Raw genomic sequence first — 16,072 nt, forward strand, 5'->3', positions numbered from 1 at the left:
GGAGCGAGTCATGACTGTTGCAGATATCGAACAGGCCGCATCCAACATTGCGGCCCCGCCAGCCGGCGATCCGCGACGCTGGTTTGCGTTGCCGGTGCTGTTGACCGGCGCGTTCCTGCCGATCCTGGATTTCAACGTGGTGAACCTGGCGCTGCCGGAGATTCGGGCCAATCTCGGCGCCACAGCGAGCGACATCCAGTTCGTGATCTCGGCCTATGCCGCCACCTATGCGGTGTTCCTGATCACCGGCGGCCGGCTCGGCGACTGGCTGGGGCGCAAGCAGATGTTCATGACGGGTGTTGCCGGCTTCACCATGGCGTCGGTGCTGTGCGGTTTCGCATGGTCACCACACGTGCTGATTGCCGGTCGCATCCTGCAGGGCCTCACCGCTACCATCATGGCGCCGCAGGTGCTGGCCTCGATCCGGGTGTTGTTTCCGCCTGCGGAGCAGGGCCGCGCGCTGGCGCTCTATGGCGCCACCTTCGGCCTCGCCAACATCGTCGGCCAGATCCTCGGCGGCGTGCTGGTGTCGGCGCATCCGCTGGGCTTCTCCTGGCAGGCCATCTTCCTGATCAACATTCCGATTGGGCTGGTGGCTTTTGTCGGCGGCCTGCTGTTCCTCGGCGACTCGCGGGCCGATCACGCCCAGCGGCTCGATCTCGGCGGCGTGCTGCTGCTGTCGGTGACCCTCGGCCTGCTGGTCTATCCGCTGGTCGAAGGACGCGAAAGCGGATGGCCGACCTGGATCGTTGCCATGTTGCTGGTTTCGCCGGTGGCGCTTGTCGCCTTCATATGGTTTGAGCGGCGATTGAGCCGGCGCGGCGGCGCACCACTGGTGGAGCTGGCGCTGTTTCGCAATGGCGGCTTTGTGCTGGGCGTGCTGATGGCGCTGGCGCTGTATCTGCTGTCGTCATTTTATCTCACCTTCGCGGTGTATCTGCAGAATGGCCTGCACATGACGCCACGCGACGCCGGCTTTGCCACACTGCCCTATGCGATCGGATATTTCCTCGCATCGCTGGTCTCGGCGTCGATCATGCAGCGCCTCGGCGGCAAGGCCCTGACCCTGGGATTCGCGCTGCAGGTGATCGGCTTCGGCGCGGTTGCGCTCACGGTCGATGGCCGGCTTTCGGGCAGCCTGTTGCCCGGCCTGGTCTGCGCAGGGCTCGGTTTCGGCATCGTGATGCCGATGGTGATCAAGGTGGTGATCGGCAACGTGGACCCGCGCCACGCCGGCCTCGCCTCGGGCATCGCGATCTCGACCTTCCAGATCGCCTCCGCGCTCGGCATCGCTGTCATCGGCGGCGTGTTCTATAGCGTGCTGGGTGATCGCCCGGACGCCAACACTTACGCCCAGGCCTTTGCCGTGGCGCTCGGCTGCAATGTCGCCGTCCTGGCGCTGGGAGGTGTCCTGTCGCTGTGGTTGCGCAGCGACACCAGATCATGACCCGCCGGCGCGACGGGCTTCGCGTGATCGCCGTCGCGCCGGTAACGTCAGCCCTGAACCGGGCGGATCAGGACGGGGACCGACTTGTAGGACGGCGTCCCCGACTTCTCATCATAACTTTCCAGCGCCACCAGCACATTGGCTTCCGGATAATACGCCGCGATCGATCCCTCGGCGATGGCATGGGCCGCCGCCGTCTGCCGCGGCAACACCCGCGGCTTGGCGCCGTCGGCCGTCGGCACCACGACATCGATTACATCGCCATGCTTGAGGCCGCGCCGCGCAAGGTCTGCGGCATTGACGAACACCACGTCACGGCGGCCGGTGATGCCGCGGTAACGGTCGTTCAAGCCATAGAGCGTGGTGTTGTACTGATCGTGGCTGCGGATGGTGGTGAGGGTGAGAATGTCGCCGCCGGTCGAGGCGGAATCCTCTTCCAGGCCCGAATACAGCAGGAAGTTCGCCTTGTGGTTCGGCGTCAGCCACTCCCGCTCGGAGGCCGCATTGCGCAGCCAGAAGCCGCCGGGCTTGGCCACGCGCTGATTGAAATCCTTGAAGGCGGGAAACACGCCTTCGATGCCGTCGCGGATCCGGCCGTAGTCGGCAATCAGCTCGGTCCACGGCACGCGGGTTTGCGGCAGCGTCGCCATCGCCAAGCCGGCAATGATCGCAGGCTCCGAGCGCAGATGCTCCGATGCCGGCTTCAGCCCACCGCGCGACGCATGCACCATCGACATCGAATCCTCGACGGTGATGGATTGGGGTCCACCCGCCTGCAAGTCGATCTCGGTGCGGCCAAGGCAGGGCAGAATGAAGGACTGCTTCGCCAGCAACAGATGCGAGCGATTGAGCTTGGTCGCGATATGCACGGCGAGGTCGAGACCACGCATCGCTTTAAACGTAACGTCCGGGTCGGACATCGCCACCGCGAGATTGCCGCCGAGACAGACCAGCGCTTTCGAGCGTCCGTCCCGGATCGCCTTGACCGCCTCAACGGCATCGTGGCCCTTGGCCCGCGGCGGCTGGAAGCCGTATACGCGCGCAATGCCATCGAGCAGCGCATCGTTCGGAATCTCGGTGATGCCGACGGTGCGGTCGCCCTGGACGTTGGAATGGCCGCGCAGCGGTGAGATGCCGGCGCCCTGCCGGCCGATATTGCCGCGAAGCATCAGCAGGTTTGCAATCTGCTGCACATTGCCCGTGCCATGGCGGTGCTGGGTGATACCCATGCCATAATTGATGATGACCCGCTTGGCATTGGCGTACAGGTTCCCGACCGCCTCGATCTCCGCCCGCGACAGGCCCGAGGCCAATTCAATCGCCTCCCATGAGGTCGCCGCGAGATCGGCCACCAGCGCCTCGAAGCCGGTGGTATGCTCGGCGATGAAATCGCGGTCGAGCACACCGGAACCGCCGGCCGCGAGGCTCTCAGTGTCCCGCGCCAGCACGGTCTTCATCATGCCTTTCAGCACGGCGATGTCGCCGCCGACCTTGACCAGATAGTAGGACGAGGCGATCGGAGTCGACGACAGCGTCAGCATCTCCAGCGGGTCCTGCGGTGCGGTGAACCGCTCCAGCCCGCGTTCGCGCATCGGGTTGATGGCGATGATCGGTACGCCGCGTTTGGAGGCCGCACGTAGCGTGCTCAGCATGCGCGGGTGGTTGGTGCCAGGATTGTGCCCGATACAGAAGATCGCGTCGCTGTGGTCGAAGTCTTCCAACTGGACCGTGCCCTTGCCGACGCCGATCGAGACTGGCAGGCCGACACTGGTCGCCTCATGGCACATGTTTGAGCAGTCGGGAAAGTTGTTGGTGCCGTATTCCCGCACGAACAGCTGATAGAGGAATGCTGCCTCATTGGAAGCCCGGCCAGACGTGTAGAACTCCGCCATGTTCGGATCCGGCAAGGCGCGCAGTGCCGCGCCGATCCGGTTCAGCGCCTCGTCCCACGACACCGCGACATAACGATCGCTGTTCCTGTCATAGGCCACCGGGTGGGTCAGGCGCCCCTCGTTCTCCAGATCGTAGTCCGACCAGTTCCATAGTTCGCTGACCGAATGGGCGGCAAAGAACTCCGGCGTCGTGCGCTTGGAGGTGGCCTCCCAGGTGACGGCCTTGGCGCCATTTTCGCAGAATTCGAACGAAGACGTATGCTTCGGGTCCGGCCACGCACAGCCGGGACAATCGAACCCGTGCGGCTGATTCATGGTGAGCAAGCCGCGGGTTTCGCTGACCACGCCCATCTGGCCGCGAACGGCGTCGGCAACGGCCTTCAACGCGCCCCATCCGGCGGCTGCGCCCTGATAATCGCCAACGCCTTCGACGACTTGATCTTCACTCACGGGGCTCTCCATGGTTACGCCAAGGCGATGCCGAAATCCGCCGCACGGCCCGTCGCAAGCGACGCAACTGGACCGGAAACATGTTTTCCATCCAGAGCCGGGCGGCGTCCCACCATCGGAAATTAAGCCCGCCCCATCAAGTAAACTTGCGTTTAATTGCCGGCAGGCGCCTGGCCGAAAGACCGGATGAAAAATTGCGCAAGCGGCGCCAGTTCAGCGGCTGCGGCTGAGCCAGCGCTGGGTGGGGAACAGCCGCACATTCCAGCGCCGCGCGATCGTGCCCCAGACGCCCCTGGGCATGAACAGCATGATCAGGATCGCGAGCGCGCCGAGCACGACGAGATAGAGACTGCCGTATTGCGCGAGGTAGGTGATGAGCCCCCACAGCAGCAGCACGCCCAGCATCGGCCCTTCGATGGTGCGCACACCGCCGATCACCACGATGAAGATCACATAAGCCGTCCAATCGGTGACACTGAAGGCAGCGTCGGGCGAGATCCGCGCCTTCTGCAGGTAGACCAGCGCGCCGACCATCCCGGTGGCGAAGGCAACGATCACCCACAGGGCGTAACGAATGCGGCCGGTACGCACACCGACACTGCGCGCCGCCAGCGCGTTGTCGCGGCTGGCGGCGAGTGCCAGCCCCATGCGCGAGCGCACGAAGCCATAGATCGCGAGCGTCACCACCACGACAAGCAGAAGTGCCAGCCAATAGATCAGCACGTCGCGTGCCGCCGCCGGGCGCAGGCCAAACAGCGCCTGCACCCACTTCACCCCGATCATCTGCGATAGCTCCGCCGGCGAGATCGACATGCCGGTGCCGCCACCGAGCGACTTGACCTGTGCGCAGACCAGCCGCAGCGCTTCCGTCGCCACCCAGCTGCCGATCGCGAAATACGGTCCCTCCAGGCGGAACAGCAGCGGCCCCAGCGCCGCGGCGACCACCGCTGCAAAAATGCCGGCCAGCGGCACGGCCAACACCGGATCGAAACCGAGCGTCACGACGGCAGCAAACAGTGTATAGGCGCCGAGCCCGACAAAAGCCTGCTGCCCGACCGACACCAGGCCGCCCCAGCCGGCCAGCACATTCCACAGCTGCGCGAGCGCCAGCATGGTGAAAACAAAGATCAGATCCTGGATCAGGTTGCGCGAGGCGACGATCGGCAGCAGCGCCAATGCGATGACGATGGCAAAACCGACCAGTGCCGCGGCGCGCGACAGCGTCGTGCCGACGTGCACCACCCAGATGGTGGGCTTAAGGATCTTGTCGTTGAGGGCGGCCGGCATGGGCACGCTGTCGACGGTCATGGGCGCCTCGACGGGAAAAGTCCGTGCGGTCGCACCATCAGCACCGCGAGAAAGGCAAGATGTCCGGCCAGGATCTGCCACTCCGGATTGATCCGTGCGCCGATGGTCTGCGCCAACCCGAGCACGATGCCGCCAGCCAGCGTACCCCACAGGCTGCCAAGGCCGCCGATGATCACGGCCTCGAAAGCATAGAGCAGCCGCGCCGGACCGATCGAGGGATCGAAGTTGGCGCGGATGCCGAAGGTGATCGCCGCGATCACCGATACCGCCAGCGATAGTCCCACCGCGACGGCATAGACATTACGTTCGTTGACGCCCATCAGCTGTGCGATCGCCGGATTGTCCGCAGTGGCGCGGAACGCGCGTCCCAGCGACGTGCGATAGAACACGAGCTGCAGCAGCGCCACCGCCGCGATCGCCGTCACCAGTGCGACCAGCGGCGCCAGCCCCACACTGAGCCCCGGTGCGAGTGTCACCGAGGACGATTCAAACAGCCCCGCTTGCAGACGGCGGCTATCGGCGCCATAGCCGAGCAACAGCCCGTTCTGGATCACGATGGACAACCCGAACGTCACCAGCAGCGGCGGCAGAATGTCGTCACCGAGCACCCGCTCCAGCACCAGGCGCTGCAGCAGGAAACCGAGAATGAACATCGCGACGATCACCAGCAGCGCCGCCACGACCAGCGGCAGGCCGAGCGCGGTGGTGATGCTGAGCACCAGATAGGCTGCAAGCAGAATGAGATCGCCGTGGGCGAGATTGACCAGGCGCATGATGCCGAAGATCAGCGACAGCCCCAGCGCAAACAGCGCATAGACTCCGCCGAGCAGCACGCCTTCGATGATGGTGTCCAGTCCGGTCATCGTGTCCTCATGCTCCGAAATAGGCGTCGCGGATCGCATTCTGATCCACATCACCGGGACGCCCCTGCAGCGTTACCCGGCCCTCCTGCAGGCAGTAAAAACGATCGGTCGCGCGTAGCGCCCGGGCAATGTCCTGCTCCACCACCACAATGGCGGTGCCGGTCTCGCGGATTTTCGGCAGCATGCGGTAGATGTCTTCCACGATGATCGGCGCGAGCCCGAGGCTGATCTCGTCACACAGCAGCACCGAGGGGTTCGACATCAGCGCACGGCCGATCGCCACCATCTGCTGCTGGCCGCCCGAGAGCACGGTCACCGTGCTGCGCCGGCGCTGCTCCAGCACCGGGAACATCCGGTAGACGGCCGTAAGATCCCAGGGCGTGGTGCGCTCGCCGCCATAGGCGCCGATCAGGAGATTTTCCTCGACATTGAGTGAGGGAAACAGCTGACGCCCTTCCGGCACCAGCGCAAGCCCTAGTCGCACGATCTGCGCGGCGGGGCTGTTGCCGATAGCGCGGCCACCAAGCCGAATGGCGTCTGGCTGGTTACGCACCAGTCCCGCCAACGATTTTAGGAAAGTGGATTTGCCGGCGCCGTTGGCGCCGATCACTGCCACGGCTTCGCCCTGCTTCAACTCGAAATCGATGCCGAACAGAGCCTGGAAATCGCCGTAGAATGCATCGAGCGCCGTGACCTCGAGCAGCCTGGTCATGCCGGCACGCCCATGTAGATGGTCTGCACCTCGCGCGAACGCATCACCTCAGTGGGGACGCCCTGCGCCACCACCCGGCCGAAATCCAGCACCATCAGCCGCTCGACCACCGCCAGCAGCGCATGCACCACATGTTCGATCCAGATAATGCCCGTGCCTTCCGCATGAATGCTGCGGATGGTTTCAACCAGTTCATGGCATTCCGCATCGGTCAGCCCGCCCGCGATCTCGTCAAGCAGCAGCGTGCGCGGTTTGGTGGCGAGCGCACGTGCCAGCTCCAGCCGCTTGCGATCGAGCAACGGCAGGCTGCCGGCGAGGCGGTTGGCCTTTGCTTCGAGACCCGTGAGCGCCAGCGTCCGTCCACAATGCTGCACAGCGTCCGCTTCCGACAGGCCACCGCCGAACAACGCGGCCACCGACAGATTCTCGAACACCGAGAGATGATCGAACGGCAGCGGGATCTGGAACGAACGGCCGATGCCGGCACGGCAGCGCGCCTCCGGCGAAAGTTTGGTGATGTCGGTGCCATCGAGCACGATGCGGCCGGTGTCCGGCCGCAGCATTCCGGTGATCAGGTTGAACAGGCTCGACTTGCCAGCGCCATTCGGCCCGATCACGCCAAGCGCCTCGCCAGGCGCAAGCGTAAGGTCGATCTTGTCGGCGACAACAATGGCGCCGAAGGATTTCGAGACCGCGGTGAGTTCGAGCATGGGTGTCACCACAAACCATGCCGCCAACGGATGCGAAGCACATCCTCACTCTCAGCGTCATACGCGGGCTTGACCCGCGTATCCAGCTTCGCCTCCGCAAGGCAGGAAGCAAGCTGGATTGCCGGGTCAAGCCCGGCAATGACGCAGAGTGAACCAAGAAGCACCGGTATCCGCGCAGCGTGGGACATCTCTAACTCAACGCCTGCATCTCGCCACCAAGCGGAATCTGCGTCGCCTGCTTGTTCTCGGTGATCACCATGTCGTACTTGTCGCCGTTGAGCCGCCACTGGCCGCCGACCAGCGGCGTCTTGGCGATATTCTTCGCGGCAAACGGCGGCACCTTGTCGGAGCCGAACGCCACCTCGCCGACGACGGTGTCGAGCCTGGTCGCACCGATCGCCTTCGCCAGCGCCGCGCCATCAGTTGGATCGCTCGACCGCCTGATGGCATCGACGGCGACCTCGAACAGCGAATGCACAAAGCCGATCGGCTGGGTCCACTGCTTGCCAGAGGCCTGCTCGTAGCCTTTGGCGAGATCGGTCGCGCTGACGCCATTCAAGCTCGACTTGTAGGGATGCTTCGGCGTCCACCAGACCTCGGTGGAGATATTGTGGCCGCCCTTGCCCAGCGCCTGCACCGTGGTGGGAAACAGCAGCGCCTTCGCCACCGACACCACCTTGGGCTTGAGGCCCTTCTGGCGCGATTGATTCCAGAAGGTAGTGAAATCCGGCGGGATGATCACGCCGGTGACAATCTCGGCATCGGCGCCGCGGAATGCCGCGATCTGCGAACTAAAATCGTCGGTCAGGTTCTGGAAGCGACCGGGATCGGTCAGCTTGAAGCCCTGCTTGGCCAGCACCGGCGGGAAGCCGATGGTGCCGTCGCCCCAGGCATTGCCGTCGGCATCGTTGGGAAACAGTGCGCCGACCGACTTGTTGGTCGTCACCTGGTTCCACATCCCGGTAAACACACCGATGACGTCTTCCAGCCCCCAGAAATAGTGGAAGGTGTAATCGAACGGCTTCCAGCTTTTCGGATCCGCCGGATTGGCCTGCCGACCAATGAAATTGGTCTGCCACGGCGCGACGCTGGAGATACAAGGCACCTGTTCCAGTTCGCACTGGGTCGCCACCGGATTGTTGGTCTCGGGCGTGGCGCCGACCGCGATCAGCGCGACGTTGTCGCGGGTGATCAGCTCCTTCGCGACTTCGGCGGCGCGGTTCGGATTCGACTGGCTGTCCTTGGTGACGACCTCGACAGGATAGGTCTGCGATCCGACCTTGATGCCATCCTTGATGAACTTGCGGAATTCACCGAGCACAAAATCGTCGGCCTCGGCAAAGGCGGCCAGCGGGCCGCTCTTCGGCGAGACATAACCGATCTTGATCGGCTTGGTGGCCGCCCGCACCGCCGGCGCGAACAACGGCAGCGTGCCGGTTGCCACCGCACCTCCGGCAAGGGACTGCAGCACGCGGCGGCGACTCACACCTGTCATGTTCTGGAATTGCCTGCTCATGATTCCCTCCTTGCTGGTGCGCCGGTTCATGGCCGGCCGCTGTTCATTTCCAATTCGTCTATGCGGCGGCAACCGAAGCCTGCTTGCCGGCTTCCGCCTTGCGGCCGAGAATCTGTCCGAACACCTCAACGAGCACATCGGACGCATTCGCCACCGCCTGCTCCGCCCGCCAGCCGACATACATGTCCGGACGCACCAGCACACAGCCATCCTCGTCCACCTCGCTCTGGCGATACCAGTCGGCATAGATATCGAGCGCATCGCAGCCCGAAGGACCGATGGTGACGACATCGACCGGCAAGCCGTACGCCTTCTCCACTGCGGCAGCCGCCGCTTTCCAGCCGTCACCGCCGATACCGGTGAGCAGCGTGAAACGGCCCTTGCCGGCGAGATCCAGCGTCGACTTGCGCTCTCCCCGGTGCTCGACCCACACATGCAGCAGATGTGCGCCAGGCCAGGTGGTGGCCTGGTAATACAGCTCGTGATCGCGCACGAAGGCCGGCATCGGCGTGCCGTCGCTCGCCACCGCCGACGACGCATAACGCTGGTTCATCTCAACGCCATGGCAGTTGAATTCATAACTCTTGTTGGCGATCGCCTCATTGAGCTTCTTGCGTCGCGCCTTGCCTTCCGGTGTCGCCTCCTTGCGCGCCGCGATGGCCTTGCGGGCCTCTGACGGATCAGTGGAGGCCAACAAGCCCAGCGCCTCGAAGATCGGCGGGAAATCGCCAATGCTTTTGTTGGCGCGAGTGACGATCTGCTTGCCGACCGGCTGGCGCTCCGCCGAATAACTGTCGAGCAGCGAAGGCGCGGCCCTGCCTTCCAGCACCAGCTTCAGCTTCCAGCACAGATTGTAAGCGTCCTGGATCGAGGTGTTGGATCCGAGCCCATTGGTCGGCGGATGGCGGTGCACGGCATCGCCCATGCAGAACACCCGGCCCGAGGAATAGTGTCCGGCATACATTTCGTTGACGGTCCAGGTCGAGGTGGAGGTGACTTTGACCTCCAGCGTCTCATCGCCGACCAAGTTGCGCACGATCGAAATCGCCTCATCGTCGGCCAGCTTGCGTTCGCCCTGCTCGATGTCGTAGCCCCAGATGATCAGCCATTCATTCCAGGGGCGCACCATGCGGATCAGCCCGGCACCGATGCCGCCGATCTGCGCCCCCGGCTGCAGCACCCAGTACAGCACGCTCGGCCGGTGCGCGACGTACTTGCTGAGGTCCGCCTGCACGATGATGTTCATGCTGCCGGCGCGGCCCATCTGGCCTTCCATCGGCAGACCGATCACCTCGGCCACGCGGCTGCGGCCGCCGTCGGCGCCGATCAGGTATTTGGCGCGGATCTGAGAGATCTCGCCGGAGATCCGGTCCTTCACCGTGGCCGTCACGCCGTCCTTGTCCTGCACCAGGTCAAGGAATTCGGTGTTAAAGCGCAATGAGCTGCCGCGCTGCCCGGCGGCCTCGATCAGGATCGGCTCGAGCAGGTTCTGCGGCAGGTCGCAGATCCGGGTCGGACTGGCGAGGTCATAGTCTGCCTTGCGCGCCGGATGATTACCCCAGGAATATAGCCGGCCGAATTCTTCACCGGCCAGGCTTTCGCAGAACACATTGTTGGCCATCAAATGCTGCGGCACGCCCTGGTTGGTGGCTTTGCCCTCGAGACCGAGATCGCGCAGCACCTCCATGGCGCGCTGGTTGGTAATGTGGGCGCGCGGCGTATCGGCCAGCCAGCCGTATTTGGTGATGAGGATGTGCTTGACGCCGTAGGTGCCGAGCAGCGCTGCGGAGGTGGCGCCGGCAGGGCCGCTGCCAACGACAAGCACGTCGGTCTCGATCACAGGTTTGCTGATCTCGGTCATGTCCTCTCCTCGATGGTCATTTTTTGCTGTAATGGGATCAGGTCGTCACTCCGCAGCCGACATCATCGGCTGCGGCACCATGCCGGCGCCCGGCTTCATCTGAAAATCGTAAGTCATCAGGTGCCAGGGGCCCGTTACGGCGTCGCCGTTGGGCAATGTCGGCTCGGTGCGTGGCTGAACCTTTGCAATGAGTTCATCCTTGACGCCGAACACCACGTCGGAGCGCAGATACTCGTCGCCATCCAGGAACACATGGGTGATCAGCGGCTCGTAGCCTTCCGCCTTTACCAGGAAATGGACATGGGCCGGCCGCATCGGATGGCGGTTCGTGGCCGTGATCAGGTCGCCCACCGGGCCATCGGCCGGAATCGGATAACTGCACGGCAGGATGGTGCGGAACGAGAAACGTCCCTCGGCATCGGTGATGAAACGTGCGCGCAGCGACGGGCCCAGCTGCGCGTAATCCGCTTTCTGGGAATCATAGAAGCCGTCGTCGTCCGCATGCCAAACATCGATCTCGGCGCCCACCAGCGGCTTGCCGGCCAGATCCGTAACCCGGCTCTGCACGAACATCGGCTCGCCGGCGATGCCCTTGGTGATGTCGGCGCCATGCGGCATCGGCTTGTGCTCGCCGACATAGAACGGGCCGAGCACCGTGGTCTCTGTCGCCCCCTCGCGCTCCCGATGGTTGACCGCATCCACCAGCATGGAGACACCGAGCACGTCGGACAGCAGAATGAATTCCTGACGCAGCGGCGTGCAGGTCTGCCCGGTGCGGGTGAGGAATTCGATCGCCTGCTTCCACTCCTCGAAGGTCAGTTCGGTGCGGCGCACCAGGTCGTGCAGTGCCTTCACCGTTTCCTGAATGACGAATTTCAGCCGCGTGTTGGGCGTATTGGCGAAACTCTCGATCACTTCGCTGGTGAGAGCCTGGTCGTCAAAGTGGGGCATCAGTGCTGTCCTTCGATACGATGGATCAATTGAGAGTCGGCGCGTCGCCGCGCCATGCGGCAGCGATCAGCGCCTGGATGGAGACGCGGTCGACCGGGCGAGGATTGGCGTAAGGAAACTGCACCGCCATCTCGGCGGCGCGGGTTATGCCGGCTTCCGGCATGCCGATGTCGGCGAGCCCACGGGGCAACCCCAGCCGGCGTCCGAGATCATAAAGCCCCTGCGGCGCAGCGGCGGTCCTGAGCGCCCGCGCCACGCGCGCCATCGCTTCCGGTGCGGCGGCGGCGTTGTAGGCCGCCGCATGCGGCAACACGATCGCATGGGTTTCGGCATGCGGCAGATCGAAGGCGCCGCCAAGCACATGGCACAGCTTGTGGTGCAGCGACATGCCCACGGTGCCGAGACAGGCGCCACACAGCCAAGCGCCGTACAACGCGTCGCGACGCGCACCGAGGTCGCCGGGGGCGGACATGATCGGCGGCAGCGCCCGCGCCAGCGCGGCAATGCCGTCCTCGGCCATCAGCGAGGTCAGCGGATTGGCATCCGGTGCATACAGCGCCTCGACGGCATGCGCGATGGCGTTCAGCCCACTGGCGGCGGAAATCCTCAGTGACAGGCCGACGGTGAGATCCACGTCGTAGATCACGGTGTCGGGAACGAGGTCCCGCGACATTTGCGTGGTTTTGATGCCCTGCGCGGTCTCGCCGAGGATCGGAGTCATCTCCGAGCCGGCATAGGTGGTGGGCATGGCGATATGCGGCAGCCCGGTGCGCAGCGACAGCGCCTTGCCGAGCCCGACCGTAGAGCCGCCGCCGATTGCAACCAGGCCGTCGATATCCTGGGATTCGACAATGGCCAGGGCTTCGCTGGTGATTTCAATCGGCGTGTGCATGCGAGCCCGGGAAAACAGGCCGGCCAGCCGCTGCTCCAGGCGCGCGCCGAGCCGGCGCCCCTGCTCCTGCTGTTCGGGCATGGTGAGACCAGCGCCCGGCGGATGCCGAGGCGCTCGGCCTCCTCGCCGAGGCGTGCCGAGGTGCCGGCTCCGAACACCACTCGGCACTGCTGCGAGCAGTAATCAAACGTCTCCTGTCCGGCCGAGCCGGGGCCCGGACGCGCGATGTCGGACGCACGAGTGGCATCGATTTCGGCGATGCTCATGGCGTTTCTCCCAAGCCGGTGGTCCGGCCATCTTGTTTTGTCGGGAGGACGTTAGCCGCGAGGCCCCGCCGCCGGCCTGCACGAAACCGGGGGAATTTTGCACAAAACCGGAAAAATGATGAGTGGGCGGCCCGGGCGCCTCGGAAAGCCTGTGCTCGTCACCGTGAGGATAACGGATAGATCTAGTGGCTGCGCCGATAGCGCCCCGGCGTCACGCCGGTGAAACGACGGAACATCCGGGTGAGATGTTCCTGATGCGAGAAGCCGCAGGCAAGCGCTACATCGGCGATGCTCTGCACCTCGTCGCGCAGCAGCAGCTTGGCACGCTCGATCCGCATTGCGAGCACATACTGATAGGGCGAGACGCCGGTGGTGGCCTTGAACAGCCGTACGAAATACTCGGTGCTGCGGCCGCACAAGCCCGCCAGCATGTCCAGCCGGATGTCGGTATCGAGATTGGTCTCGACGAACTCGCGGACGCGCTGCATCTGACGGCTGCTCAGCCGCTGCGGATGTTTCTCGGAGTCGCCGGCCGCTAGCGGCTTGTGGTAATTGATGGCGATGAAGCGATTGGCGATCGCCTGCGCGATCGGATCGATGAACAGCGACGACGCCGGCAGTCCACCGGTGATGGTCTCGCCCACCGCCGCCGCCAAGTGCTCCAGCACCACATCCCGCTCGCCCAGCATCGGCGCGAGTCCGTTGATCAGCCGGTCGGCGCCACCCTCATGATCCGCGAACAGATCGGAGCGCAGATAGATGTGGGTGGAATCGAGCACGGCATGCAGAGCCACGTTGCACTCGTGCCCGGCCGGCAGGAAGAACACGCCGCCGCGCGGGATGTGACGGGCCACGGATTTGCCGTCCACCGTGTAGGTGATGTCGACCGGCCCCCCGCGATGCAGCACCATCAGGTTGTCGGACAGCGCATGGAATCGCCCGTCGAACGGACGCTCGCGCTGGACCGAGGCAAACACCTGGGACCAGCCGAGCCCTTCGCTCGAACCGCGAAAATCGGCTTGAAACCGATGCAGGACACCGTGAGTGTCCTCTATGCCAAAAGCGGATTTCGCGTCCATGGGGCTAGTCTACAGGATCCCGGCATCATACGTCGGCGAGTGAAACCCAAAGGCCGGATAAATTCAACAAGACAACACCACAACCGGCGCTCCCGAACGGTTTGCGATGCAATATATGTAAAGAATCGCCTCGACTCGCTCGCCTACCGGCAAAGGTGCTGTTCATGAAACGACGCGCTCTGGTCACCCCCACCGCCACCATTGCGGAGTGCCTGTGCGGCAGCGTGCGCCTGTCGATCGACACGCCTGCGCGCTGGGCCTGGCACGACCACACCGCGGCCAGCCGGGCCGCGCATGGCGCCGCCTACGCGACCTATGTCGGCAGCTGGCGCAAACGGTTCCGCGTGATCGCGGGCGAGGAGCACATCCAGCGCTACGAGGACAAAACGACCGGCACGGTGCGCAGCTTCTGCAAGCGCTGCGGCACGCCGCTCACATATGAGCGCGCGCGCTCACCGCACATGGTCAACATTCCCCGCGCACTGTTTCGCAGTCGCACCGGCCGTCAGCCACTTTACCACATCGGCATCTCGGAATTGCAGGAGTGGACCTACACCGGCGAGCCACTGGTGCCGCTGAAGGGCTTTCCCGGCGTGGTGTGGGAGCGGCCGCGGAAAACCAAACAGCCACCCGAGGGAATGTTTTAGCCAGGCAACCCCTGCGGTTTCAGCAGCACGGATGATCCGGCTCGTAACATTGCGCGATTACCCGATCGAGCGCGGGCAAGGCCGCGGCCAACGCATCGTTGGCCGCCATGCCCGCACGCATCTGCGCCAGCACGTCGCGGCGCGCGGCATCGAGATCGATACCAAGAACGCGCCGATCCCGGACAATGCTGCGTCCACCGACGATCACCTCCCGGATATGGCGGGCGGTCGCGCGCGAAAACAGCAGGTCGACCGGATCGAGATTGTCGCGCAAGCCATCGTCGTCGAGCGCGGCCCAGTCCAGCAGCAGCAGATCAGCCGGAGCGCCCGGCTCGACCGCGCCACCTCGGAGCGAATTCGTCACGGACAGACGGCCATTGCCGAAAGCCACCTGCAGAATCTGCTTCTCGCTCACCACTGTGCGAAAACCGGTGCCGACATGCAGGAGATGCGCCAGCCGCAGTTCACGCAAGCTGTCGTCGTCATCGTCCAGCGCCCGGCCATCGATGCCGAGCGCGACCCGGCAGCCGCTTGCGACCATCGCCGCGGCCGGCGCGATACCGGACCGCAGATGCAGATTGGAGCTGGTGTTGACGGAAATGGTCACGCCGCGTTCAGCGAGCAATTCCAGTTCATCCGGCCGCGCCCAGGCACAGTGCGCCAGTGTCAGGCGCGGCGATAACAGCCCGATGCTGTCAAGATAACGTACACCACCATCCGGATAGGCGGCATCCAGCCATGCCCGCTGATAACGTGTTTCCAGAAGATGCATGTGCACCCGGCGCCCGGTGCGATGCGATGCCTCCGCGATCGCTTCCAGCAGCGCTTCGCTGCACCACTGCACGCCGTTCGGGCCATATTGAACGTCGAACATCGGCCCGGCCGCAGCATCGGCCACCGCATCCACCAGCGCGATTTGGTCCTTTGGTGACAGCGGCTGGCGCAGGAACCTGCGCTCGATCTCAGCGCGCGAATCGGGCGGAAGCGCCGACAACACCGGCTCGGACGCGCCGTAAACCAGCGGATTGCGATCCCTCATCGACACCGCGAAGCCGACGCGCACACCAACATCCCGCGCCGCCCGCGCGACCTCCGTCGCTTCGGTCGGCAAATCCGTGAAGCCTTGCACGCGGGTGTAATGCATCATCACCACGCCGGCACCACCCAGTGCGCTGTTGCCCAGCGCCACCGCGGCGGCCAGATAAGGATCCACCGACGGAAACAGCGCGCCATGATGCAACCATGATTCCAGCGGCTTACCGGCGGCGCCGATCGAACTGGTGCGGATCGCGCGTCCGTGGTCATGGGCGTTGACCAGCACCGGGAGCACCAGCAGCGGGTCGATGTTTCCGCCGTCCGCAGCGCCGACCGACCGAATATCTTCACCGGCGATCATGATCCGCCGTGCCTTTGTCGACCATTCGGCAGCGCTCCCGATCAGGTGGGCGCAGGTGATCGTACGGGACGCAGTGTTCATC

General features: G+C 64.5%; 12 protein-coding genes and 1 pseudogene. 2 read left to right on the forward strand and 11 right to left on the reverse strand.

The genetic code is table 11. The features are described 5' to 3' along the window. Positions 1 to 10: 10 nt before the first annotated feature. The gene (locus RS897_RS00720; RefSeq protein ID WP_315834710.1) at positions 11 to 1,447 is read left to right on the forward strand and encodes an MFS transporter; all 1,437 of its coding nucleotides are present in this window, start codon (positions 11 to 13) and stop codon (positions 1,445 to 1,447) included. Positions 1,448 to 1,494: 47 nt separating this feature from the next. Here the strand turns inward: RS897_RS00720 and RS897_RS00725 are convergent, their stop codons facing one another. The 10 genes and pseudogenes from RS897_RS00725 to RS897_RS00770 all read right to left on the reverse strand — a co-directional run bounded on the left by RS897_RS00725 (position 1,495) and on the right by RS897_RS00770 (position 13,947). Then, positions 1,495 to 3,789, reverse strand: a complete 2,295-nt coding sequence (locus tag RS897_RS00725; RefSeq protein WP_315834711.1) for an FdhF/YdeP family oxidoreductase — start codon at positions 3,787 to 3,789, stop codon at positions 1,495 to 1,497. Positions 3,790 to 4,002: 213 nt separating this feature from the next. After that, positions 4,003 to 5,097, reverse strand: a complete 1,095-nt coding sequence (locus RS897_RS00730) for a branched-chain amino acid ABC transporter permease (protein ID WP_315834712.1) — start codon at positions 5,095 to 5,097, stop codon at positions 4,003 to 4,005. After that, a complete protein-coding gene (locus RS897_RS00735) occupies positions 5,094 to 5,960 on the reverse strand; it encodes a branched-chain amino acid ABC transporter permease (protein WP_315834713.1) in 867 nt (288 codons plus the stop codon). The genes RS897_RS00730 and RS897_RS00735 overlap by 4 nt, the downstream gene beginning before the upstream one ends. A gap of 7 nt (positions 5,961 to 5,967) precedes the next feature. Further along, entirely contained in the window at positions 5,968 to 6,672 is a 705-nt protein-coding gene (locus tag RS897_RS00740) for an ABC transporter ATP-binding protein (RefSeq protein ID WP_315834714.1), read from the reverse strand. Further along, a complete protein-coding gene (locus RS897_RS00745; RefSeq protein ID WP_315834715.1) occupies positions 6,669 to 7,382 on the reverse strand; it encodes an ABC transporter ATP-binding protein in 714 nt (237 codons plus the stop codon). The genes RS897_RS00740 and RS897_RS00745 overlap by 4 nt, the downstream gene beginning before the upstream one ends. Positions 7,383 to 7,572: 190 nt before the next feature. Continuing rightward, positions 7,573 to 8,898, reverse strand: a complete 1,326-nt coding sequence (locus tag RS897_RS00750) for an ABC transporter substrate-binding protein (protein ID WP_407654407.1) — start codon at positions 8,896 to 8,898, stop codon at positions 7,573 to 7,575. Positions 8,899 to 8,956: 58 nt separating this feature from the next. Further along, entirely contained in the window at positions 8,957 to 10,759 is a 1,803-nt protein-coding gene (locus RS897_RS00755) for an FAD-dependent oxidoreductase (protein ID WP_315834716.1), read from the reverse strand. 45 nt (positions 10,760 to 10,804) lie between these two features. Further along, complete coding sequence (locus tag RS897_RS00760) at positions 10,805 to 11,710, reverse strand: intradiol ring-cleavage dioxygenase (RefSeq protein ID WP_315834717.1); 906 nt, start codon at positions 11,708 to 11,710, stop codon at positions 10,805 to 10,807. Between the two features lie 25 nt (positions 11,711 to 11,735). Continuing rightward, positions 11,736 to 12,829: pseudogene (locus tag RS897_RS00765) on the reverse strand (maleylacetate reductase). Positions 12,830 to 13,050: 221 nt separating this feature from the next. Next, positions 13,051 to 13,947, reverse strand: coding sequence for a helix-turn-helix domain-containing protein (locus RS897_RS00770; protein ID WP_315834719.1), 897 nt, complete (start codon positions 13,945 to 13,947; stop codon positions 13,051 to 13,053). Between the two features lie 164 nt (positions 13,948 to 14,111). Here RS897_RS00770 and RS897_RS00775 point away from each other — a divergent pair, with 164 nt between their 5' ends. Further along, positions 14,112 to 14,594, forward strand: coding sequence for a GFA family protein (locus RS897_RS00775; RefSeq protein WP_315834720.1), 483 nt, complete (start codon positions 14,112 to 14,114; stop codon positions 14,592 to 14,594). A 19-nt stretch (positions 14,595 to 14,613) separates the two neighbouring features. Here RS897_RS00775 and RS897_RS00780 read toward each other — a convergent pair whose 3' ends face one another. Further along, entirely contained in the window at positions 14,614 to 16,071 is a 1,458-nt protein-coding gene (locus tag RS897_RS00780) for an amidohydrolase family protein (protein WP_315834721.1), read from the reverse strand. Position 16,072: the final 1 nt, after the last annotated feature.

Origin of the sequence: Bradyrhizobium prioriisuperbiae (assembly GCF_032397745.1) — a bacterium.
Taxonomy (GTDB): domain Bacteria; phylum Pseudomonadota; class Alphaproteobacteria; order Rhizobiales; family Xanthobacteraceae; genus Bradyrhizobium_A; species Bradyrhizobium_A prioriisuperbiae.